We start from the raw sequence: 18,824 nt of genomic DNA, 5'->3' as shown, positions 1-18,824 counted from the left end.
CCGATCCGCCGTCATTTTCCTCGATCGATTGCAGACCGAGGTGCCCCAAGGTGCCACGTCCTGTGCTGGAGAGACGCCCATGACGCTCGCGAACGGTAAAAAGATCCTGATGATTCCGGGGCCGACGACCGTTCCCGATGAAGTCCTCCAGGCGATGCACCGACCGGCCATCGACATTCGCACGGGAGAACTGGTCGAGATGACCGATCGGAGCCTGGCCGATCTGAAATCCGTTTTCGACACGACCGGCGACACATTCATCTACGCCGCCAACGGTCATGGCGCCTGGGAAGCCGCCCTGAGCAACACGCTGTCACGCGGTGACACGGTTCTGGTGCTGGACTCGGGTGCCTTTGCGAGAGGTTGGGGCGAGATGGCCGAGATGCTCGGCCTCAACGTCGAGATCCTCCAGGGCGACTGGCGCAATGCGGTCGATGCGAATGCCCTGGAAACACGGCTGAAGCAGGACGCCGGGCAAGCCATCAAGGCGATCCTGACCGTCCAGATCGACACCGCCTCCGGGGTGATCAACGACATTCCCGCTCTGCGCGCGGCCATCAATGCCGCCGGCCATCCAGCACTTTTCATGGTCGACACCATCGCCTCACTCGCCTGCGTTCCGTTTCGCATGGATCCCTGGGGAGTGGACCTCGCGCTGAGCGGCTCACAGAAAGGGCTGATGACGCCGCCGGGCCTTTCCTTCATCGCCGCGGGCGCGCGCGCGATGGCGGCGCATCGCACGGCAAACCTCAGAACCCACTATTGGGACTGGACCTTCCGCCAGGGCGAGGCGCACTACAAGAAATACTGCGGCACCCCACCGGTGCAGATGATCTTCGCCTTTCGCAAGGCGCTCGACATGCTCCTGGAAGAAGGACTTACCGGCGCACATCGCCGCCACCGGCTTCTGGCTGAAGCGGTGCGCGCCTGCGTCGGTGTCTGGGCAAAAGCCGGCGCGCTGGAATTCAACATCCTCGATCCGGACGCACGCGCAAATTCCGTGACCGTGGTCCTGACACCCGGCCGGGACCCGGCGCTTCTGCGCCGCTTTTGCCTGGACACCTGCGGACTGACCATCGGCGAAACCATCGGCGAGATCACCGGCACCGGGTTTCGCATCGGTCATATGGGCCATGTCAACGCACCCGCCGTACTCGGTGCGCTCGGGGTAATCGAAATGGGGCTTTCGGCCCTCTCGATCCCGCATGGCGCGGGCGGCCTTCAGGCGGCAACGGACCATCTGGCGAACGCGCTGCGTGCGAACGCTGCGGAAACCGACAACGCACAGGTTGCGGCAGCTCAGTGACGCCGCACCGCGCGGGCTACAGCGCCGCGTCGATTTCCGCCACGATCGTCTCTGCGGCGGCGCGCGGATCGGACGCCATCACGATCGGACGGGCGACGACGAGATAGTCTGCTCCCGCCTTGATCGCATCCGCCGGAGTCATGATCCGCTTCTGGTCGCCAGCCTGGGAGCCTGCGGGCCGGATGCCCGGCGTCACGGTCACAAGCTCGTCTCCCAGAACCTCGCGCAGATCCGAAACCTCCTGTGGCGAACAGACGATCCCGCCCATGCCGGCGGCCCTTGCATTGGCCGCCCGAGCGCGCACCAGACCCGGTACCGACCCGGCATAGCCGGCCGCATGAAGATCCTCCTCGTCCATCGAGGTGAGAACCGTCACCCCAAGAAGACAGAGGTTGGCGCCGGTGGCGGCGAGCGCATCGGCCGCCGCCGTCATCGCCTTCGGATAGGCATGGATCGTGACGAAGCGCATGCCCATGCGGGCGATGTTTTCAACGGCCTTGGCAACCGTGTTGTCGATATCGAGAAGCTTGACGTCGAGGAAAATGGAATGGCCGGCCTCGGCCAGCTCGCGGGCAAACTCCAGCCCGCCGGCGAATTGCAGCTGCATGCCGATCTTGTAGGTGCCGACCGCGCCTTCGGTGCGCCGCACGATGTCGCGGGCTTCGCCCACCGTTGGAACGTCAAGTCCGACGATCAGACGATCGCGGGCGCTTGCGGGCGCAAAAGGCGAGGGCGAGGATACGGCGGGCATGTCGGGCGTCTCCGTGCATCAGGGGCAGTGCAGGCTCTTCTACGCCAGGGGTGCCGGTCTTGACCAGATCGGAAGCCAGATTGAAAGCGAGGTATTTCCTTGAACCCGGCGCCCTGATACAAGGCAAAAACCACTTGCCGCCGAAACAGGGCGGCATTCGCCTCGCCTTTGACATGTCGACCAATTGCCCGCATCGCTTCACCGGGCCTCCACGGGGAAAATGCCGTCCATGCGCACCGCAACGATCTCGCGCACGACCAAGGAAACGGATGTTTCCGTCAGCCTCACGCTTGATGGAACCGGGGCCTATCAGATCACGACCGGCGTCGGATTCCTGGACCACATGCTCGAGCAGCTCGCCCGGCATTCCCTGATCGACATCACCGTGCGCGCCACCGGTGACACGCATATCGACGCCCATCACACGACCGAGGATATCGGCATTGCCCTCGGCCAGGCCTTGAAAGAGGCGCTTGGCGACATGACCGGCATCGCCCGCTACGCGGATTGCCATCTTGCGATGGACGAGTCCCTGACGCGCTGCGCGCTGGACGTCTCGGGACGCCCCTTCCTCGTCTGGGACGTGACGTTCGATCGCGACAAGGTCGGCGACTTCGACGCGGAGCTCTTCGAGGAGTTCTTCCGCGCCTTTGCGATGAACGCCGGCATTACGCTGCATGTCGCCAATCTTACCGGGCGCAATTGCCACCATATCGCCGAAACCTGCTTCAAGGCGGTGGCCCGTTGCCTGCGCAAGGCCATCGAAGCCGACCCGCGTCAATCGGGTCGGGTGCCCTCCACCAAAGGCCAACTCGGCGGCTGACATGCCGCGAGAGCGCTGGGAGGCGCGACGCATGACCATGTACACGGTGCTGATCCCGCCGGACACCTACCCGGACAGCCTCAGCGACACGGACCTCGACCGCGTCACCTTCATCAAGGAAGGCTTTTGCTGGCCAGCACTCTACATCGCCGTCATCTGGATGCTGTTTCGCCGGCTTTGGCTGGTGGTGATCGTGTATCTGGTGCTGGCGCTGTTGCTTGAGTTCGTGACACGCCAGATCGGCGGCGTTGCCCCGCTGCTCGGCGGATTGCTGTTCGCCGTGCTCGTCGCGCTTGAAGCCAATGGCCTGCGCCGCTGGACGATGGAACGGCGCGGCTGGCAATTTGTCGCAACGGTCGAGGGCAGCACGCTTGCCGATGCCGAGCAAAGGTTCTTCTCCGCCCTTGCGGCCCGGCAGACCACGCCCGCGCCGGCGACTCCGGCGCCCGCCCCGCGCATGGCGCCCGCAAATGCCCCCCGTTTTGCCAGCGCCCATGTCGTCGGCCTGACACCCGGCCCCCGCCACAGCTGACACCAGACAGACGACAATCGGAAAAAGACCATGCTGATCGCCATCATCGACTATGGATCCGGCAATCTGCGCTCCGCCGAAAAAGCGTTCGAACATGCTGCGCGGGCCCATGCGCATGCGCCGCAGGTCCGTGTCACGGCCGATCCCGACGTGGTCGCCAGCGCCGACCGCATCGTGCTTCCCGGCGTCGGCGCCTTCGCCGATTGTTCGCGCGGCCTCAAGGCCGTCGACGGCATGGCCGAGGCGCTGATCGAGGCGGTGGAGACCAGGGGACGCCCGTTCTTCGGCATCTGCGTCGGCATGCAGCTGATGGCAAGCCGCGGGCTCGAATTCGAAACGACCGATGGCTTCGGCTGGATTCCGGGCGATGTCGCCGCGATCACGCCGAACGATCCGACCCTGAAAATTCCGCACATGGGCTGGAACACGATCTCCGTGCCCGGCGCTCACCCTGTGCTCGACGGTCTGGACACCGGCCCGGACGGTCTGCACGCCTATTTCGTGCACTCCTATCACCTCGCCGCGCGCGATCCCGCCCATGTGCTCGCCACCACGGAGTATGGCGGCACGATCACCGCGATCGTCGGCCGCGACACGATGATCGGAACGCAGTTTCACCCGGAAAAGAGCCAACGGCTCGGGCTGGAGCTGATCGCCAATTTCCTCGACTGGGCGCCCTGAGGCGCCCGAGCGATCGTCAACACCGGACCCTTTCCCATGCCCACACTCTTTCCCGCCATCGACCTCAAGGGCGGCCAATGCGTCCGCCTGAAGCTGGGCGACATGGACCAGGCCACCGTCTTCAACGACGATCCCGGCGCCCAGGCCAAGGCCTTTCAGGACCAGGGCTTCGACTGGCTGCATGTCGTCGATCTCGACGGCGCCTTCGCCGGGGAAAGCCGCAATGGCGATGCGGTCGACGCAATCCTGTCGGCGACCACCAACCCGGTTCAGCTTGGCGGCGGCATCCGCAGCCTTGACCATATCGAGGCCTGGCTGACGAAGGGCATTGCCCGCGTCATTCTCGGCACCGTCGCCGTGCGCGATCCGCAGCTGGTCAAAGCCGCTTGCACCGCCTTTCCCGGACGCGTTGCGGTCGGCATCGACGCGCGCGGCGGCAAGGTCGCCGTTGAAGGCTGGGCGGAAACCTCCGAGCTTGCCGCAAGCGAACTGGCGTCCCGCTTCGAGGATGCCGGCGTTTCCGCGATCATCTACACAGACATCGACCGCGACGGTGTGCTCGCCGGAATCAACTGGGACGCGACCCTCGATCTGGCGAAGGCCACCTCGATCCCGGTGATCGCCTCCGGCGGGCTGGCCTCCATCGAGGATGTCCGTCGTCTTGCCGCACCCGACTGCGCGATCCTTGCCGGAGCGATTTCCGGCCGTGCGCTTTATGACGGTCGGCTCGATCCGGCCGAGGCGATCGCCCTTCTCAAGCCGGCCTGACGGCCAGTCTTTCACGCGGCCGGGTTGTCTTTTTTGCCCGGCTTTGCAGTTTCGCGACCGTATCGCTATGCTGCACCCGCGAAAATCGCCCGAGGCGTTGCCAAGATGTTGAAAGCCCGTGTCATTCCCTGTCTGGACGTCAAGGACGGCCGTGTCGTCAAGGGCATCAATTTCGTCAATCTGGTCGATGCAGGCGACCCCGTTGAGGCCGCAAAGGCCTATGATGCGGCGGGCGCGGACGAATTGTGCTTCCTCGACATCACCGCCAGCCACGAGGGCCGCGACACGATCTATGACGTCGTGCGCCGCACGGCCGAGGCCTGTTTCATGCCGCTGACGGTCGGCGGCGGGGTGCGCACGGTGGAGGACATCCGCAAGCTCTTGATCGCGGGCGCCGACAAGGTCTCGATCAACACCGCTGCCGTGAAAAACCCCGACTTCATCCGCGAGGCAGCGGAAAAGTTCGGCGCACAATGCATTGTCGTCTCCATCGACGCGAAGCAGGTCAACCGGCCCGGCGAGCCCGAGCGCTTCGAGATCTTCACCCATGGCGGGCGCACGGAAACCGGGATCGATGCCGTCGACTTCGCCCGCAGGGCCGTGGAGCTTGGAGCGGGCGAACTTCTCGTCACCTCGATGGACCGCGACGGCACGCGGCTCGGCTTCAACATAGCACTGACGCGCGCCATCGCCGATGCCGTCCCCGTTCCGGTGATCGCATCGGGCGGCGTCGGCACGCTCGATCACATGCTCGAAGGGGTGCGCGACGGCCACGCAACGGCGGTGCTCGCCGCCTCGATCTTCCACTTCGGCACTCACACGATCCGCGAGACCAAATCGCATATGGCGGCACATGGCATACCAATGCGCCTCGATGCGTGAGACGCACCGACACCACGCACCACCTGATCCGGGCCAGGGACCTCGTTTCGACCAATGACCGCCTTCACACTCGATGATCTCGACCGCATTATCGGCACGCGGGCCGCCAGCGACGACGCATCGTCCTACACCCGCAAGCTGATGGACAAGGGCGTCTCCAAAATCGCCCAGAAAGTCGGCGAGGAAGCGGTGGAGGCCGCGATTGCCGCTGTCGAGGACGACAAGGCAGGGCTGACCGGGGAAGCCGCAGACCTCCTGTATCATCTGCTCGTGCTGCTGCAGGCCCGCGACGTGCCGCTGGCGACGGTGATGGAGGAACTGGCCAGGCGAACCGGCCAGACCGGGCTTGAAGAAAAGGCATCGCGTCCGCGCGACTGACGGACCGCAACTGTCGCAACCGCAATTGGCGTCGATGCGGCGCCGGCACTGAAACGACCACGCGGCGGCCGGCGGACGGTCACACGCAGGTTGATCCGGACGGCAGGACGTCCGGTCAGGGGGATCGGGACTTCACTTGGTCATGGAACACGGTTTCGGCAAAATCACCGAAGACGAGCTATCGCCCTACAGGGTCTTCACCGAAGCCGAATGGGCGCGGCTGCGGGCCGACACGCCGATGACGCTTCGGGTGGAAGAGGTGCGGCGGCTGCAGAGCCTGAACGATCCCGTGTCTATCGGGCAGGTGGAATCGATCCTTCTGCCGCTATCGCGGCTTCTCGCCTATTACGTTGAGGCGACCCAGCAACTGCACCGGGCAACCAACCGCTTTCTGGGCAGCAACGAGGTCAAGAACCCCTTCATCATCGGCCTCGCCGGGTCCGTCGCGGTTGGGAAGTCCACAACGGCGCGTCTGCTGCAGGCGCTGCTCGCGCGCTGGCCAGCCAGCCCCAAGGTCGACCTGGTGACAACCGACGGATTTCTCTATCCAAACGCCGTGCTGGAAGCGGAAGGACTGATGCGACGCAAGGGCTTTCCGGAAAGCTACGACCGCCCGACGCTGCTGAAGTTCCTGTCAGACCTGAAAGCCGGCCGCCGGCATGTCGCCGCACCGGTCTACTCGCATTTCTACTACGACGTCATGCCCGGCCAGTCGGTCACCGTCGACCGTCCGGACATCCTGATCCTCGAGGGGCTGAACGTGCTCCAGACGAGCAACCTGCCGCGCGACGGCAAGGAAGTGCCCTTCGTCTCCGATTTTTTCGACTTCTCGATCTATATCGATGCGGATGAGGACGTACTGCACAACTGGTACGTCTCGCGCTTCATGCGCCTGCGCGAAACCGCCTTCCGCGATCCCGGTTCCTATTTCAACAAATACGCGCTGGCGAGCGACGAGGACGCCCTTGCCATCGCGGAAGGGCTGTGGAGCGAGATCAATCTGGTCAATCTTCAGGAAAACATCCTGCCGACCCGCCCGCGCGCCGACCTGATCCTGAGTAAGGGCTCGGATCACGCGATCAACGAGGTGCGGCTGCGGAAACTGTGATCGGCGGTGATCAGACCGGGCGCATGCCGTTCTTCGACAGGATCTCTCCGGCTAGATAGAGCGACCCGCAGATCAGGACGCGGGGCGCCACGCCATCGAGTTCGGCCCGCTCGCCGGTATCCTTCAGCGCAGCTTCGAGCGAAGCGAAGGCGGTCGCCTGCAGGCCGGCATCCGCGGCCGCTCCAGCAAGGTCCTCCGGCCTGCGATAGGCATCGGTCGAGGCAATCGGGATCGTCGCGACATGGCGAGCAAGGCCTGCAAAGGGTTGAAAGAAGCCAACCGGATCCTTGGTCTTCAACATTCCGGACACAAGATACAGCGGGCGATCCGAGCGCTCTTGCTGCAAGCCCATCTCCGCCGCGATCGCGGCGCCGGCGCCCGGATTGTGTCCGCCGTCGAGCCAGAGTTCGGTCTCAGGCGGACAGAGATCCAGCAACGGGCCGTGCATCAGCGGCTGCATGCGGCCCGGCCAGTCCACGGACAGCAGACCGCGACCGATCGTTTCTGCATCGGGCAAGCGTCCTGCCTGGCGCAGCGCGGCGATGGCCATGCCGGCATTCACCGCTTGATGACGCCCGATCAACCGGGGACGGGGCAGGTCCATCAGGCCTTCGTCATCCTGATAGACCAGCCGGCCGTTTTCCTCGAAAGCATGAAACCCTTCGCCGAACGATGTCAGCGGCGCGCCGAGCGCGCCGGCCAGGCGCGCGACAACATCCCGGGCCGCTTCCGGCTGGGGCGCGACGATCGCCGGCGCGCCCGCTTTCAGGATGCCCGCCTTCTCCGCTGCGATATCGGCCAGGGTCTCGCCGAGATAGCGTTCGTGATCCATCGAGACGGGTGTAATGACGCTTGCAAGCGGCGCATCGATGACATTGGTGGCATCCAGCCGCCCGCCAAGCCCGACCTCAAGCAACAGGATATCGGCCGGCTCTTCCGCAAACAGCCAGAAGGCCGCCGCCGTCGTCACCTCGAAGAAGGTGATCTCCTCGCCCGCATTCGCCTGTTCGCAGGCATCGAGCGCGCCGATTAGCCGTGCGTCGTCGACAAGCCGCCCGGCAATGCGGATGCGTTCGTTGAAGGAAACGAGATGCGGAGAGGTATAGACATGAACCTTGAGGCCGGCCGCCTCCAGGATCGCGCGCATGAAGGCGGTGGTCGATCCCTTGCCGTTGGTCCCGGCGATGTGAATCGTCGGCGGGAGACGGCCCTGCGGACGGCCAAGCGCCTCCAGAAGGCGTTCCATGCGCCCGAGCGACAAGTCGATCTCGCGCGGGTGAAGCGCGAGCAACCGGTCCAGTATCGCCGTTACCTGATCCATCTGTCTGCCCGTACGGCCCAGCGCAACACGCACCCCGTTTGCGGATCTGTTAGGAGCCATGGCCCCGGCGCGCAAGAGCGATACTGCCGCCGTGTCGCCCTGACGACACGAGCACGCCGGTTTACCGCGCCTCAGGTTGCATTGCCGACCGTCGCCTCGTCTTTCGCCGTCTCGGTCTCTGACGGCATGTCCTCATCCGCGCCGTCGGCTGCAGCGATATCGGCTGCAAGCTCTTCCGGATCCGGAACGCCAACCGGCGTCTTGGTCAGGATGCCGCAAATACGAGCAATGGTCTCGGGCAGATCGTGGCGATGGACCACCGCATCGATCATCCCGTGATCGAAAAGGTACTCGGACCGCTGGAAGCCCTCGGGCAATTTCTCGCGGATGGTCTGCTCGATGACGCGCGGACCGGCGAAGCCGATCAGTGCGCCGGGCTCCGCCAGATGCACATCGCCAAGCATGGCATAGGACGCGGTGACGCCGCCGGTCGTCGGATTGGTGAACACAACGATGAAGGGCAACCCTGCCTCGCGCAGCATCTGTACGCCGACGGTGGTGCGCGGCATCTGCATCAGCGAGAGAATACCTTCCTGCATGCGCGCGCCACCGGAGGCCGCGAACATGACAAAGGGCGTTCCGCGCTCGACCGCTGTTTCCATGCCGGCGATGATGGCCTCGCCCGCCGCCATGCCGAGCGATCCGCCCATGAAGGCAAAGTCCTGGACGGCGGCCGTCATCGGCATGCCCTTGAGCAGACCGGTCGCAACCGTCACGGCATCGTCCAGGCCGGTTTTGGCCCGCGCATCGCGCAGACGGTCGGTGTAGCGCTTTTCGTCCCGGAACTTCAGCGGGTCCGCAGCGACGCCGGGCGTCTTGACCGTCTCGTAGGCTCCCCCGTCGAAAAACAGCTCGAGCCGCTTCTTGCCGGCGACGCGCATGTGATGCCCGGACGTCGGCACCACCCACTGGTTGGCCTCGAGATCGCGGTGAAACACCATTTCCCCGGTTTCGGGGCACTTGATCCAGAGGTTCTCCGGCACGTCCCGCTTCTGCAGCAGACCGCGGATCTTCGGGCGAACGAGGTTGTTGATCCAGTTCAAGGTGACTACCGTCCGTGTCTCGTGTCCAGGCAGCGTGCGAAATGCATTGCGCCAGCCGTTCAGCTCTGCCGGGCGCGGGTCGCGCCCTCGGCGAGGTTCTTCACAACATCGGCGACCGCGCTCACTGTCTTATCGGTTGCCTTTCCGGCATCATCAAGGCTGGTGCGTACCGCCTCGACGAGAACGGAGCCAACCACGACGCCGTCGGCATCGCGTCCGATGATCTGCGCATCTTCCGCCGACTTCACGCCAAAACCGACCGCGACAGGCAGTTCGGTGTGGCGCTTGATGCGCTGCACGGCCTCGCCGACCCGGGTGCGATTGGCGATCGTCGCGCCGGTGATCCCGGTCACAGAGACGTAGTAGACGAAACCGGAGGTATTGGCGAGTACGGCCGGCAGGCGCTTGTCGTCGGTCGTCGGTGTTGTCAGGCGAATAAAATTGAGACCGGCGTCCAGCGCGGGCAGGCACAACTCGTCGTCGGCCTCGGGCGGAATGTCGACGATAATCAACCCGTCCACACCGGCTTCGACCGCCGTCTTCACAAAAACGGCGGGATTACGCACATAAATCGGATTATAGTAGCCCATCAGCACGATGGGGGTGTCGTCATCGCGGCGACGGAAGGCCCGCACCATCTCCAGCGTCTTGTCCATGGTCTGGCCGGCGGCAAGCGCACGCTGCGTCGCGCGCTGGATCGGAATGCCCTCGGCCATGGGATCCGAGAACGGCATGCCGAGTTCGATGACATCGGCTCCGGCGGCAGGGAGGGCATCGAGGATCGCCTGCGAGGTCGCGAGATCCGGGTCGCCGGCAGTTACGAAGGTCACCAGCGCCGGTCTGTTCGCCGCCTTGCACGCCGCAAAGCGACGGTCGATCCGCGTTGTCGTCATAGTGCCTCGTCCCGATTGAGGTTATGGCGCCCGCCGGGTGCGGGCGCGCCAAGGATGTAGGGGCGGAAGCAACGCCGTGTCAATCGACGACGGCGGCGGAGCGGGTCCGCCACCGCCTTTCCCACGCGGAGATTCCGCGCTTTTTCCCAGTCTTGCCCCTAAAGGTGACCTTCAAGCGCCGCATCGAAGATGGCACGGGCGCCGTCGACTGTCAGTTCAAGCGGATTGCCGCCGGCGGTCGGGTCGACCACGGCCATCTCGGCGATCTGGTCGCGCTTTGCGCCATCGACATTGAGCCCGGCCAGCGTGTTCGGCACATTCAGGTCCTCGCGCAGTTTCAGAACCGCCTTCATCACGCCGTCGTAGCCGCCTTCAAGGCCGAGGAATCCGGCGAGACGCACGAATTTGTCCTCGATCACCGGACGGTTGAACGCCAGCACATAGGGCATGAAGACCGCATTGGTCATGCCGTGATGCGTGTCATAAAGCGCGCCGACGGGATGCGACAATGCGTGGATCGCGCCGAGCCCCTTCTGGAAAGCGACCGCGCCCATGGCGGCCGCAGACATCAGATTGCCCCGCGCAACGAGATCATCCGGCACGTCTGCCGCCCGCTTGAGGTTTTCAAACACCAGCCGAATGCCTTCCAACGCGATCCCGTCGCCCATGGGGTGGTAGAAGGTCGAGGAATAGGCCTCAAGGCAATGCGCCAGCGCGTCCATGCCGGTACCGACCGTGAAGTAGCGCGGCATGCCGACAGTCAATTCGGGATCGCAAATGACGATCTCGGGCAGCATCTTTGGATGGAAGATCACCTTCTTGGTGTGGGATTCCTCGTTGGTGATGACACTTGCGCGCCCCACTTCGGAGCCAGTGCCGGCGGTGGTGGGAACCGCGATGATCGGCGCGATGCCGTCCGGATCGGCACGCTTCCACCAGTCGCCGACATCCTCAAAATCCCACATCGGGCGCGTCTGGCCGGACATGAAGGCAATCGCCTTGCCGGCGTCCAGACCCGATCCGCCGCCAAAGGCGATCACGCCATCGTGGTTGCCGGCGCGATAGACGGCAACGCCGGCCTCGACATTGGCACCGGTCGGATTGGGCTTGATCTCGCTGAAGACGGCCGGCTCGAGGCCCGCATCGCGAAGCACTTCAAGGGCTGCCTCGGTCATGGGAAGTTTTGCAAGGCCGGGATCGGTGACAAGCAGCGGGCGCTTCATGCCGACGATGGTCGCGCAGGAGCCAAGCTCCCTGATGCGGCCGGCGCCGAAACGCACGGAGGTTGGATAGGACCAGTTCGCGGAAGGAGTGGACGTCATGACAGAGGAACCCTGAAAGCGCCGCATGCGCGGCGGAAGAACGAGAAGACGGGATGCGTTGGTGCCGGCGGAGCCCTGGAGCGCCGCCGGTCCCGAACCTCAGGTCTTGAGGCGCAGGTGATAGGACTTCGGACGCGTCAGAGACAGATAACCAAGCTCCGAAAGGGCGGCCCCCTTACCGGTTTCCTTGACCCCCGTCCAGACCAGCGCCGGATCGAGATAGTCGCAGCGGTTCATGAAGACGGTGCCCGTCTCCAGCCTGTCGCCAAGCGCGATCGCCGCCTGTTCGTCCGCCGTCCAGATCGAGGCGGTGAGGCCGTAGGGACTGTCGTTCATCAGCGCCAGCGCTTCCTCGTCGTTGCGGACCTTCATCACACCGACGACCGGGCCGAAGCTTTCCTCTCGCATCACCGACATCTGGTGATCGACATCGACAAGCACCTGCGGCGCGAGATAGGCCGTGCCCGGAACATCGGCGGCAAAGGCAGAGGTATCGACCAGCGCCTTCGCGCCCTTGCGAACCGCCTCGTCGCTCTGCTCGCGCACGTGAGCCGCGAAACGCGCCTGGGCCATGGGACCAAGCGTCGTCGCCTCCTCGAGCGGATTGCCCAGCACGAAGCCACGCGCGACCTCGGCAAGCCCTTCGGCCACCGCGTCGAAGTGCTTTTCATGGACATAGACGCGCTCGATGCCGCAGCAGCATTGTCCGGAATTGAAGAAGGCGCCATCGGCGAGACCTGCAACGGCGGCGTCGACATCGGCATCGGCACGGACATAGGCGGGGTCCTTGCCGCCGAGTTCCAGCGCCAGCGAAGCAAAGGTGCCGGCCGCCGCCTTTTCGATCGCGCGACCGCCGCCGACGGAGCCGGTAAAATTGATGTGGTCGATCGCGCCCGACCCCAGCAGCGTCTCGGTCTGGCCGTGGGTGAGCACCACGTTCTGGAACACGCCGTCCGGCAGGCCCGCCGCCCTGAACGCCGCAGCGAGGCGCTCGCCGACGAGCAGCGTCTGCGCGGCATGCTTGAGGATCACCGCATTGCCGGCGACAAGCGCCGGTACCACGGTGTTGATCGCGGTCATGAACGGATAATTCCACGGCGCAATGACCATGACGATACCGAGCGGCTCGGGCTTTACATACCGGGTGAAGCCCGGACGATCCGTGTGCCGACGCGGGGCAAGAGCCTCTTCGGCGATCTTGATCATGTAGTCGGCACGTTCGCGCGTGCCGCCCATCTCGCCGCCATAGCGCACCGGTCGCCCCATCTGCCAGGCAAGCTCGGGAACGATCTCGTCGTTCATCGCCTCGAGCGCATCGATGGCAGCGGCAACCGCCGCGCATCGCTCGGAAATGGGCCGCGCCGCCCAGTCGCTCTGAGCAGTGCGCGCGCGTGTCACGGCCCGGTTGAGTTCGGCATTCGCGGTCACCGGGCGTTCGGCATAGACCGACCCGTCAACCGGAGAAATCAGCTTGATCGTTTCCGACATTTTGCACCTTTTGAAGACGTCCCGTCGGGGTACGGGACGCGATCCGTCAGTTGGATGTTGTATATGTCCGGGCGCCGCCGCTCAGCAGCGCTCGAATCCGCGGGCGATCTCGTAGTCCGTGACCACCTGGTCGAACTCTTCCTGTTCCCATTCGGCTGCGCGAACGTAGTGGTCGACCACCTGGTCGCCGAAGGCGTCGCGAAGCAGCTTCGACGTCTTCAGGGTCTTGGTCGCGTCGCGCAGCGTTCCCGGGATCTCCTTCAGCCGCTTGGCTTGATAGATATCGCCGGTGATCGGCGCCTCGAGCTCCAGCTTTTCCTCAAGGCCGCGTATCCCGGCGGCAAGCTGAACAGCAAGCGCCAGATAGGGGTTGAGGTCGGATCCGCCGATGCGGCATTCGACCCGTACACCCTTGGTGCCCTCTCCGCAAAGCCGGAAGCCGGCCGTGCGGTTGTCGACCGACCAGGCGGTCTTCGTCGGCGCGAAGGTGCCTTTCTGGAAGCGCTTGTAGCTGTTAACATAGGGCGCCAGGAAATAAGTGTAATCGGGCGCGTATTTGATCAGTCCGGCCATGTAGTGGCGCATCTTGTCCGACATGCCGTGCGTGCCGTCGGGATCGTGGAACACGCTTTCACCGGCCTTGGTCCACAGCGACTGATGCACATGCGACGAGGAGCCGACCTTGTCGCGGTGCCACTTCGGCAGGAAGGTGACAGCGCGACCGTGCTGCCACGCGATTTCCTTGGTCGCATGCTTCGCGATGGTGTGATGATCGGCGCAATCGAGCGCCTCCGCATAGCGGATGTTCAGCTCTTCCTGACCGGTTTCTGCCTCGCCCTTGGAATTCTCGACCGGGATGCCGGCGGCATAGAGGTGGTTGCGCAGCGGGCGCAGCACCTCCTCCTCCTTGGTCGTCTGGAGGATATGATAATCCTCATTGTAGGCGGAGATCGGCTCCAGATCGCGAAAGCCGGAACGGCGGATCTCGTCGAAACTCTTCTCGAAAAGAAAGAACTCCAGTTCCGTCGCCGTCTTGGCAACGAGACCCATCTCCTCAAGCCGTGCGATCTGACGCTTCAGCATGGTGCGCGGAGAATGCGGCACCTCTTCGTGGGTGTGGTGGTCGAGCACGTCGCACAGCACCATCGCGGTGCCCTCGAGCCAGGGCACGAGGCGCAGCGTCGTCAGATCGGGGCGCATCACATAGTCGCCGTAGCCGCCGGCCCAGCTCGTCGCGCGGTATCCCTCGACGGTGTACATCTCTAGATCGGTCGCCAGCAGATAGTTGCAGCAATGCGTCTCGGCATGGGCGTGATCGACGAACATCTGGGCATGATAGCGTTTTCCCATCAGCCGGCCCTGCATGTCGACGATACAGGTCAGGACGGTGTCGATTTCGCCGTCGGCGACCGCCCGCTTGAGGGCGTCAAAGGTGAGATTGCCAGCCATGGGATCTATCGGTCTCGTTTGAGCGGGAATGACGCGGCCCGAACGTCACCGTCCGGACCGCAAGCTTCACAAGCGGAGCCGCAATCGGCGGCCCCGGAACGCACGATCAGGTGTAGCGGTAAGGCCGACCGGCCTTCTGCATGTCCTTGTTGTACTTCTTGAAGATCTCCACGACCTTCGCCTTGGTCTCGGACTCGGCCGCGATCTCGTCCCAGAACACCATGGCTGCATCCTCGACCTGCTGCCATTCGTCATCGGGAATGGAGGTCAGCTGCATCTTGGTGCCGTTGACGCGCAACGACGCCTCGCCGCCCCAGTACCACCACTGGCGATAGTAGTGCGACGCATCCATTGCGAGCTGAAGCATGGTCCTCAGGTGATCGGGCAGCTCGTTCCACTTCTCCATGTTGGCGAAGAAGGAGCCGGCCCACGCGCCGGAGATGTTGTTGGTCAAGAAGTAGTCGGTCACGTCGGCCCAGCCAACGGTGTAGTCCTCGGTGATGCCCGACCAGGCAACGCCGTCGAGCTCGCCGGTCTGGACGGCAACCTCGATGTCTTCCCAAGGCAGCGTGACCGGCACGACACCGAACTGCGCCAGAAAACGCCCCGCTGTCGGGAAGGTGAAGACGCGCTTGCCCTTCAGATCTTCCAGCGAGCGGATCGGGTTCTTGGTGGCGAAGTGGCAGGGATCCCACGCACCGGCGGAGATGTGCTTGACGCCGACCTTGGCGTATTCCTCTTCCCAGATCTCCTTCAGGCCGTACTGGTTGAACAGCACCGGCACATCCAGCGAATAGCGACTGGCGAAGGGGAAGTAACCGCCGAAGACGGTGACTTCCGTCGGCGAGGCCATGGAATCATCGTCCGACTGCACGGCGTCGATGGTGCCGCGCTGCATGGCGCGGAACAGTTCGCCGGTGGGAACGAGCTGATCGGCGAAGAAGAGCTCGATCTCCATGTCGCCGTTCGCCGCCTTGTTGAAGGCGTCGATATGCGGCTTGATGACGTGTTCGGCGAGCGCCGGACCGGCATAGGTCTGCAGGCGCCACTTGATCGGCGCCTGACCGAGAACGGCGGGAGCGGCCAGCGTCGATGCACCGGCGGCGGCAACGGTTCCAAGACCGGCCTTCTTGAGGAAATCGCGTCTGTTTGTCATGGCATCAAGTCCCCTTTTGGTTGTTTGCATTCGTGCGCTTGCAAGCGCTTCTTCTTGTTGTCACGCCCGCTTTTGCGGGGTGAAGGTCCGGGCGCGGCGATCCGCGCCCTTGCGCCACGACGCGGCGCATAAAGTGACGTCAGCGTCCATAGATATACTCCGGAAGCCAGAGCGCAATCTGCGGAAAGACCATGATCAGCGCGAGCGCCAGCACCATCACGGCCACGAAGGGCGCGATCGACCCGTAGATGTCGCGCAGGGTGATCTCGGGTGGCGCCATGGCGCGCATCAGGAACAGATTGTAGCCGAAGGGCGGCGTCATATAGGCGATCTGCGTGGTGATCGTGTAAAGCACGCCGTACCACACGAGATCGAAGCCCAGCGCCTGAACGAGCGGCACATAGAGCGGCGCGACGATGACCAGCATCGCCGTGTCGTCGAGAAACGTGCCCATCAAAAGGAAGGAAAGCTGCATCAGAATGAGGATCATCCACGGGCTGAGGCCGAGTTGTTCGGTAAACAGGTTCTCGATCGCCTTGACCGCGCCCAGGCCGTCGAACACGGCGCCAAAGCCAAGTGCCGCGAGAATGATCCACATGAACATGCAGGAGATCGCCAGTGTCTGGCGTACGCAGGTCTCGAACACCGTCCAGTTCATCCGCCGCTTGAGAATGGCCGCAGCGAAGGCCGTCATCGCGCCGATCGCCGAGCTTTCCACAAGCGAGGTCCAGCCGTTGACGAAAGGTACCATCATGGCCGCGAAGATCACCAGCGGCAGGATGCCGGCGGCCAGCAGCCGGTATTTTTCCGCGGTCGAGACGTCGCGGTCCTCTGGCGGAAGAGCCGGGCCAAGCTTCGGGTTGAGGCGACAGCGCACATAGATATAGACGATGAACATCGTTGCCATCATCAGGCCGGGCACGACGCCAGCGAGCCAGAGCTGGCCGACCGGAGCGCGCGCGATCATCGCATAAAGCACCAGGACCACCGAGGGCGGAACCAGAATGCCGAGCGAGGATCCGGCCTGGATCACGCCGGTCACCATCCGTTTGTCGTATCCCCGGCGCAACAGTTCGGGCAGGGCGATGGTCGCGCCGATCGCCATGCCGGCGACCGACAGGCCGTTCATCGCGGAAACGAGCACCATCAGTCCGATGGTCCCGATGGCGAGACCGCCCGAGACCGGCCCCATCCAGACGTGGAACATCCTGTAGAGATCGTCGGCGATCTTCGATTCCGACAGCACGTAGCCCATGAAGATGAACATCGGCAGCGTGAGGAGCGGATACCACTTCATCAGCTTCATGGCGGCCGAAAAGGGAATGTCCGACCCCCCGGTGCCATAGAGCGTGAGCGCGGCGAGCGCGGCGACGCCGCCGATGGCACCGAAGACCCGCTGGCCGGTCATCAGCATCAGCATCATCGAGGCGAACATGAGAAGAGCGATCATCTCATACGACATCAGATCTCTTCTCCGCGAATGCGTACGATATCCTTGAAGAGCTCGGACACGGCCTGCAGCAGCATCAGGAAAAAGCCGAAAATCATGATGAACTTGATCGGCCAGAGATACGGGCGCCAGGCCGTCGGGCTGCGCTCGATGTAGCCGATCAGCTCGGAGGCCGCGTCCGGTCCGCCGGTGACGAAGGCGACGACCAGGTCCTTGAAAAAGACGAAGGGATCACTGCCGAAATAGCCGAGCGAATAGGCGGTCGACCCGAGACCGCCATAAAACAACACACCGAGGTAGAAGATGAGCAGGAACACCGTGAAGGCGTCGACCCAGGCGCGTTTCTTCAGCGACCAGGAGGCATAGAACAGGTCCATGCGCACATTCGACCCGAGCTGGATCGAATAGGGACCGCCGAGAATGTAATAGGCGACCATCGCGAATTGCGCGAGTTCCAGGGTCCAGAGCGACGGCAGATAGAAGGTTTTTGAAATCGAGGACCAGAGCAGAATGCCGATCATTACGAAGATGCCGAACATGATCACCCGGCCAAGCCCCCGGTTGAAGCCGTCCACCGCGCGAATGTAAAGGCGCATGGCGCTAAGCATGTTCGCTCCCCTGCCTTGCCGTGACCCGGCTGCGCGCGGCGATCATCGCCCTTTCAAGCCGCGCGGCCCACAATTCCTCGGCCGCTGCGGTTGTCAGTTCGTCATTGCGGATCTCAACCATCGCACAGGGCAGACGACGCGCTTCGCCATGCCGCGCCAGCGTATAATAGACCCCGTCGGAAGGCGCATAGGGTTCGTTGTCGCCAAGCGGCCCCACGTCCTGTTCGCCAAGATCCGCGAGCATGCCCTCGGCAAGCCGGCGGTCGATGTTCGACAGGATGCCGATCGGCCAGGGCCGGGCGAGCTCCTTGTAAACGGGCGTGAAACTGTGGATGGACACCACCGCCGTTTCCAGCCCTTCGGCGGCGCGCGCGTCGAGCAGCCTTGCAATTGCCGCATGGAAGGGTGCATGTACCCGTGCGATACGCGCGGACCGCTCCGCCTCGCTCATGTCGCGATTGCCCGGAATTTCGGTGATTTCACTGACGCTGGGGATCAGGTCGTGTGCGGCCGTGTCGCGATTGCAGTCGATCACCAGGCGCGACATGTCAGGAAAGACAAGCGGGGCGTCGAGCCGCCGGCTTAATTCGCGCGACACGCCAAGGGCGCCCGGATCCCAGGCAATGTGAGCACGCAGCGCCGCATCATCGAGACCGAGATCGCCAAGGTCATCGGGAACCCTGCGCGATGCGTGATCGCAGAGAACAACGAACGCGCCGCGCCCGCTGCCGTTTTCCGTCTGAACGACGGAACCCCTGTCCGTTTTCCCGGTCGTCGGCGACGCCATTCTCACCCCCAGTGTTCC

At 64.0% G+C, this 18,824-nt stretch carries 19 protein-coding genes; 8 read left to right on the top strand and 11 right to left on the bottom strand.

Annotation, left to right across the window (positions count from 1 at the left end; all coding sequences use genetic code 11):
• The first annotated feature begins 79 nt into the window (after positions 1-79).
• On the top strand, positions 80-1,306 hold the full coding sequence (locus tag BLU32_RS18750) for an alanine--glyoxylate aminotransferase family protein (RefSeq protein WP_093809483.1): 1,227 nt from the start codon (positions 80-82) through the stop codon (positions 1,304-1,306).
• A gap of 16 nt (positions 1,307-1,322) precedes the next feature.
• Here the strand turns inward: BLU32_RS18750 and pyrF are convergent, their stop codons facing one another.
• Positions 1,323-2,057 (bottom strand): orotidine-5'-phosphate decarboxylase, encoded by a 735-nt coding sequence (gene pyrF / locus BLU32_RS18745; RefSeq protein ID WP_093809481.1) that lies wholly within the window; start codon positions 2,055-2,057, stop codon positions 1,323-1,325.
• Between the two features lie 229 nt (positions 2,058-2,286).
• On the opposite strand from pyrF, the gene hisB reads away from it, so the two are divergent.
• The 7 genes from hisB (at position 2,287) to coaA (ending at position 7,229) form a co-directional block, all read left to right on the top strand.
• On the top strand, positions 2,287-2,880 hold the full coding sequence (gene hisB, locus BLU32_RS18740) for an imidazoleglycerol-phosphate dehydratase HisB (RefSeq protein ID WP_093809479.1): 594 nt from the start codon (positions 2,287-2,289) through the stop codon (positions 2,878-2,880).
• Between the two features lie 31 nt (positions 2,881-2,911).
• The gene (locus BLU32_RS18735; protein ID WP_157727750.1) at positions 2,912-3,412 is read left to right on the top strand and encodes a DUF2628 domain-containing protein; all 501 of its coding nucleotides are present in this window, start codon (positions 2,912-2,914) and stop codon (positions 3,410-3,412) included.
• Positions 3,413-3,442: 30 nt separating this feature from the next.
• Positions 3,443-4,093 carry an imidazole glycerol phosphate synthase subunit HisH gene (hisH, locus tag BLU32_RS18730; RefSeq protein ID WP_093809475.1) on the top strand — a complete coding sequence of 217 codons (651 nt, stop codon included), beginning with the start codon at positions 3,443-3,445 and terminating at the stop codon, positions 4,091-4,093.
• A gap of 36 nt (positions 4,094-4,129) precedes the next feature.
• Positions 4,130-4,861, top strand: a complete 732-nt coding sequence (hisA, locus tag BLU32_RS18725; protein ID WP_093809473.1) for a 1-(5-phosphoribosyl)-5-[(5-phosphoribosylamino)methylideneamino]imidazole-4-carboxamide isomerase — start codon at positions 4,130-4,132, stop codon at positions 4,859-4,861.
• A gap of 105 nt (positions 4,862-4,966) precedes the next feature.
• Positions 4,967-5,743, top strand: coding sequence for an imidazole glycerol phosphate synthase subunit HisF (hisF, locus tag BLU32_RS18720; protein ID WP_093809471.1), 777 nt, complete (start codon positions 4,967-4,969; stop codon positions 5,741-5,743).
• Between the two features lie 54 nt (positions 5,744-5,797).
• The gene (locus BLU32_RS18715; RefSeq protein WP_093809469.1) at positions 5,798-6,121 is read left to right on the top strand and encodes a phosphoribosyl-ATP diphosphatase; all 324 of its coding nucleotides are present in this window, start codon (positions 5,798-5,800) and stop codon (positions 6,119-6,121) included.
• Between the two features lie 142 nt (positions 6,122-6,263).
• A complete protein-coding gene (gene coaA, locus BLU32_RS18710) occupies positions 6,264-7,229 on the top strand; it encodes a type I pantothenate kinase (protein ID WP_093809467.1) in 966 nt (321 codons plus the stop codon).
• Between the two features lie 10 nt (positions 7,230-7,239).
• On the opposite strand, the gene BLU32_RS18705 is transcribed toward coaA, so the two are convergent.
• From BLU32_RS18705 to BLU32_RS18660, 10 genes are all read right to left on the bottom strand, one after another.
• A complete protein-coding gene (locus BLU32_RS18705) occupies positions 7,240-8,550 on the bottom strand; it encodes a folylpolyglutamate synthase/dihydrofolate synthase family protein (protein ID WP_093809465.1) in 1,311 nt (436 codons plus the stop codon).
• Between the two features lie 131 nt (positions 8,551-8,681).
• Positions 8,682-9,653: an acetyl-CoA carboxylase, carboxyltransferase subunit beta gene (gene accD / locus BLU32_RS18700; RefSeq protein WP_093809463.1), complete on the bottom strand. Its 972-nt coding sequence runs from the start codon at positions 9,651-9,653 to the stop codon at positions 8,682-8,684.
• 59 nt (positions 9,654-9,712) lie between these two features.
• Positions 9,713-10,546, bottom strand: coding sequence for a tryptophan synthase subunit alpha (trpA, locus tag BLU32_RS18695; protein ID WP_093809461.1), 834 nt, complete (start codon positions 10,544-10,546; stop codon positions 9,713-9,715).
• Between the two features lie 158 nt (positions 10,547-10,704).
• Positions 10,705-11,868, bottom strand: coding sequence for an iron-containing alcohol dehydrogenase (locus BLU32_RS18690; RefSeq protein ID WP_093811306.1), 1,164 nt, complete (start codon positions 11,866-11,868; stop codon positions 10,705-10,707).
• A gap of 99 nt (positions 11,869-11,967) precedes the next feature.
• Positions 11,968-13,356, bottom strand: a complete 1,389-nt coding sequence (locus tag BLU32_RS18685) for an aldehyde dehydrogenase family protein (protein ID WP_093809459.1) — start codon at positions 13,354-13,356, stop codon at positions 11,968-11,970.
• 81 nt (positions 13,357-13,437) lie between these two features.
• Entirely contained in the window at positions 13,438-14,805 is a 1,368-nt protein-coding gene (locus BLU32_RS18680) for a glutamine synthetase family protein (protein ID WP_093809457.1), read from the bottom strand.
• A gap of 106 nt (positions 14,806-14,911) precedes the next feature.
• The gene (locus BLU32_RS18675; protein WP_093809455.1) at positions 14,912-15,961 is read right to left on the bottom strand and encodes a TRAP transporter substrate-binding protein; all 1,050 of its coding nucleotides are present in this window, start codon (positions 15,959-15,961) and stop codon (positions 14,912-14,914) included.
• A 139-nt stretch (positions 15,962-16,100) separates the two neighbouring features.
• On the bottom strand, positions 16,101-17,423 hold the full coding sequence (locus BLU32_RS18670) for a TRAP transporter large permease subunit (RefSeq protein ID WP_093809453.1): 1,323 nt from the start codon (positions 17,421-17,423) through the stop codon (positions 16,101-16,103).
• Positions 17,423-18,019: a TRAP transporter small permease subunit gene (locus BLU32_RS18665; protein ID WP_093809451.1), complete on the bottom strand. Its 597-nt coding sequence runs from the start codon at positions 18,017-18,019 to the stop codon at positions 17,423-17,425. Before BLU32_RS18665 ends, BLU32_RS18670 begins: the two co-directional genes overlap by 1 nt.
• Positions 18,012-18,806 carry an N-formylglutamate amidohydrolase gene (locus BLU32_RS18660; protein ID WP_093809449.1) on the bottom strand — a complete coding sequence of 265 codons (795 nt, stop codon included), beginning with the start codon at positions 18,804-18,806 and terminating at the stop codon, positions 18,012-18,014. Before BLU32_RS18660 ends, BLU32_RS18665 begins: the two co-directional genes overlap by 8 nt.
• Between the last annotated feature and the right edge of the window lie 18 nt (positions 18,807-18,824).

It is taken from the genome of Stappia sp. ES.058 (assembly GCF_900105595.1).
Lineage (GTDB): Bacteria > Pseudomonadota > Alphaproteobacteria > Rhizobiales > Stappiaceae > Stappia.
The sequence above is the reverse complement of the archived record's forward strand: the minus strand, read 5'-3'. Positions and strand labels throughout refer to the sequence as shown.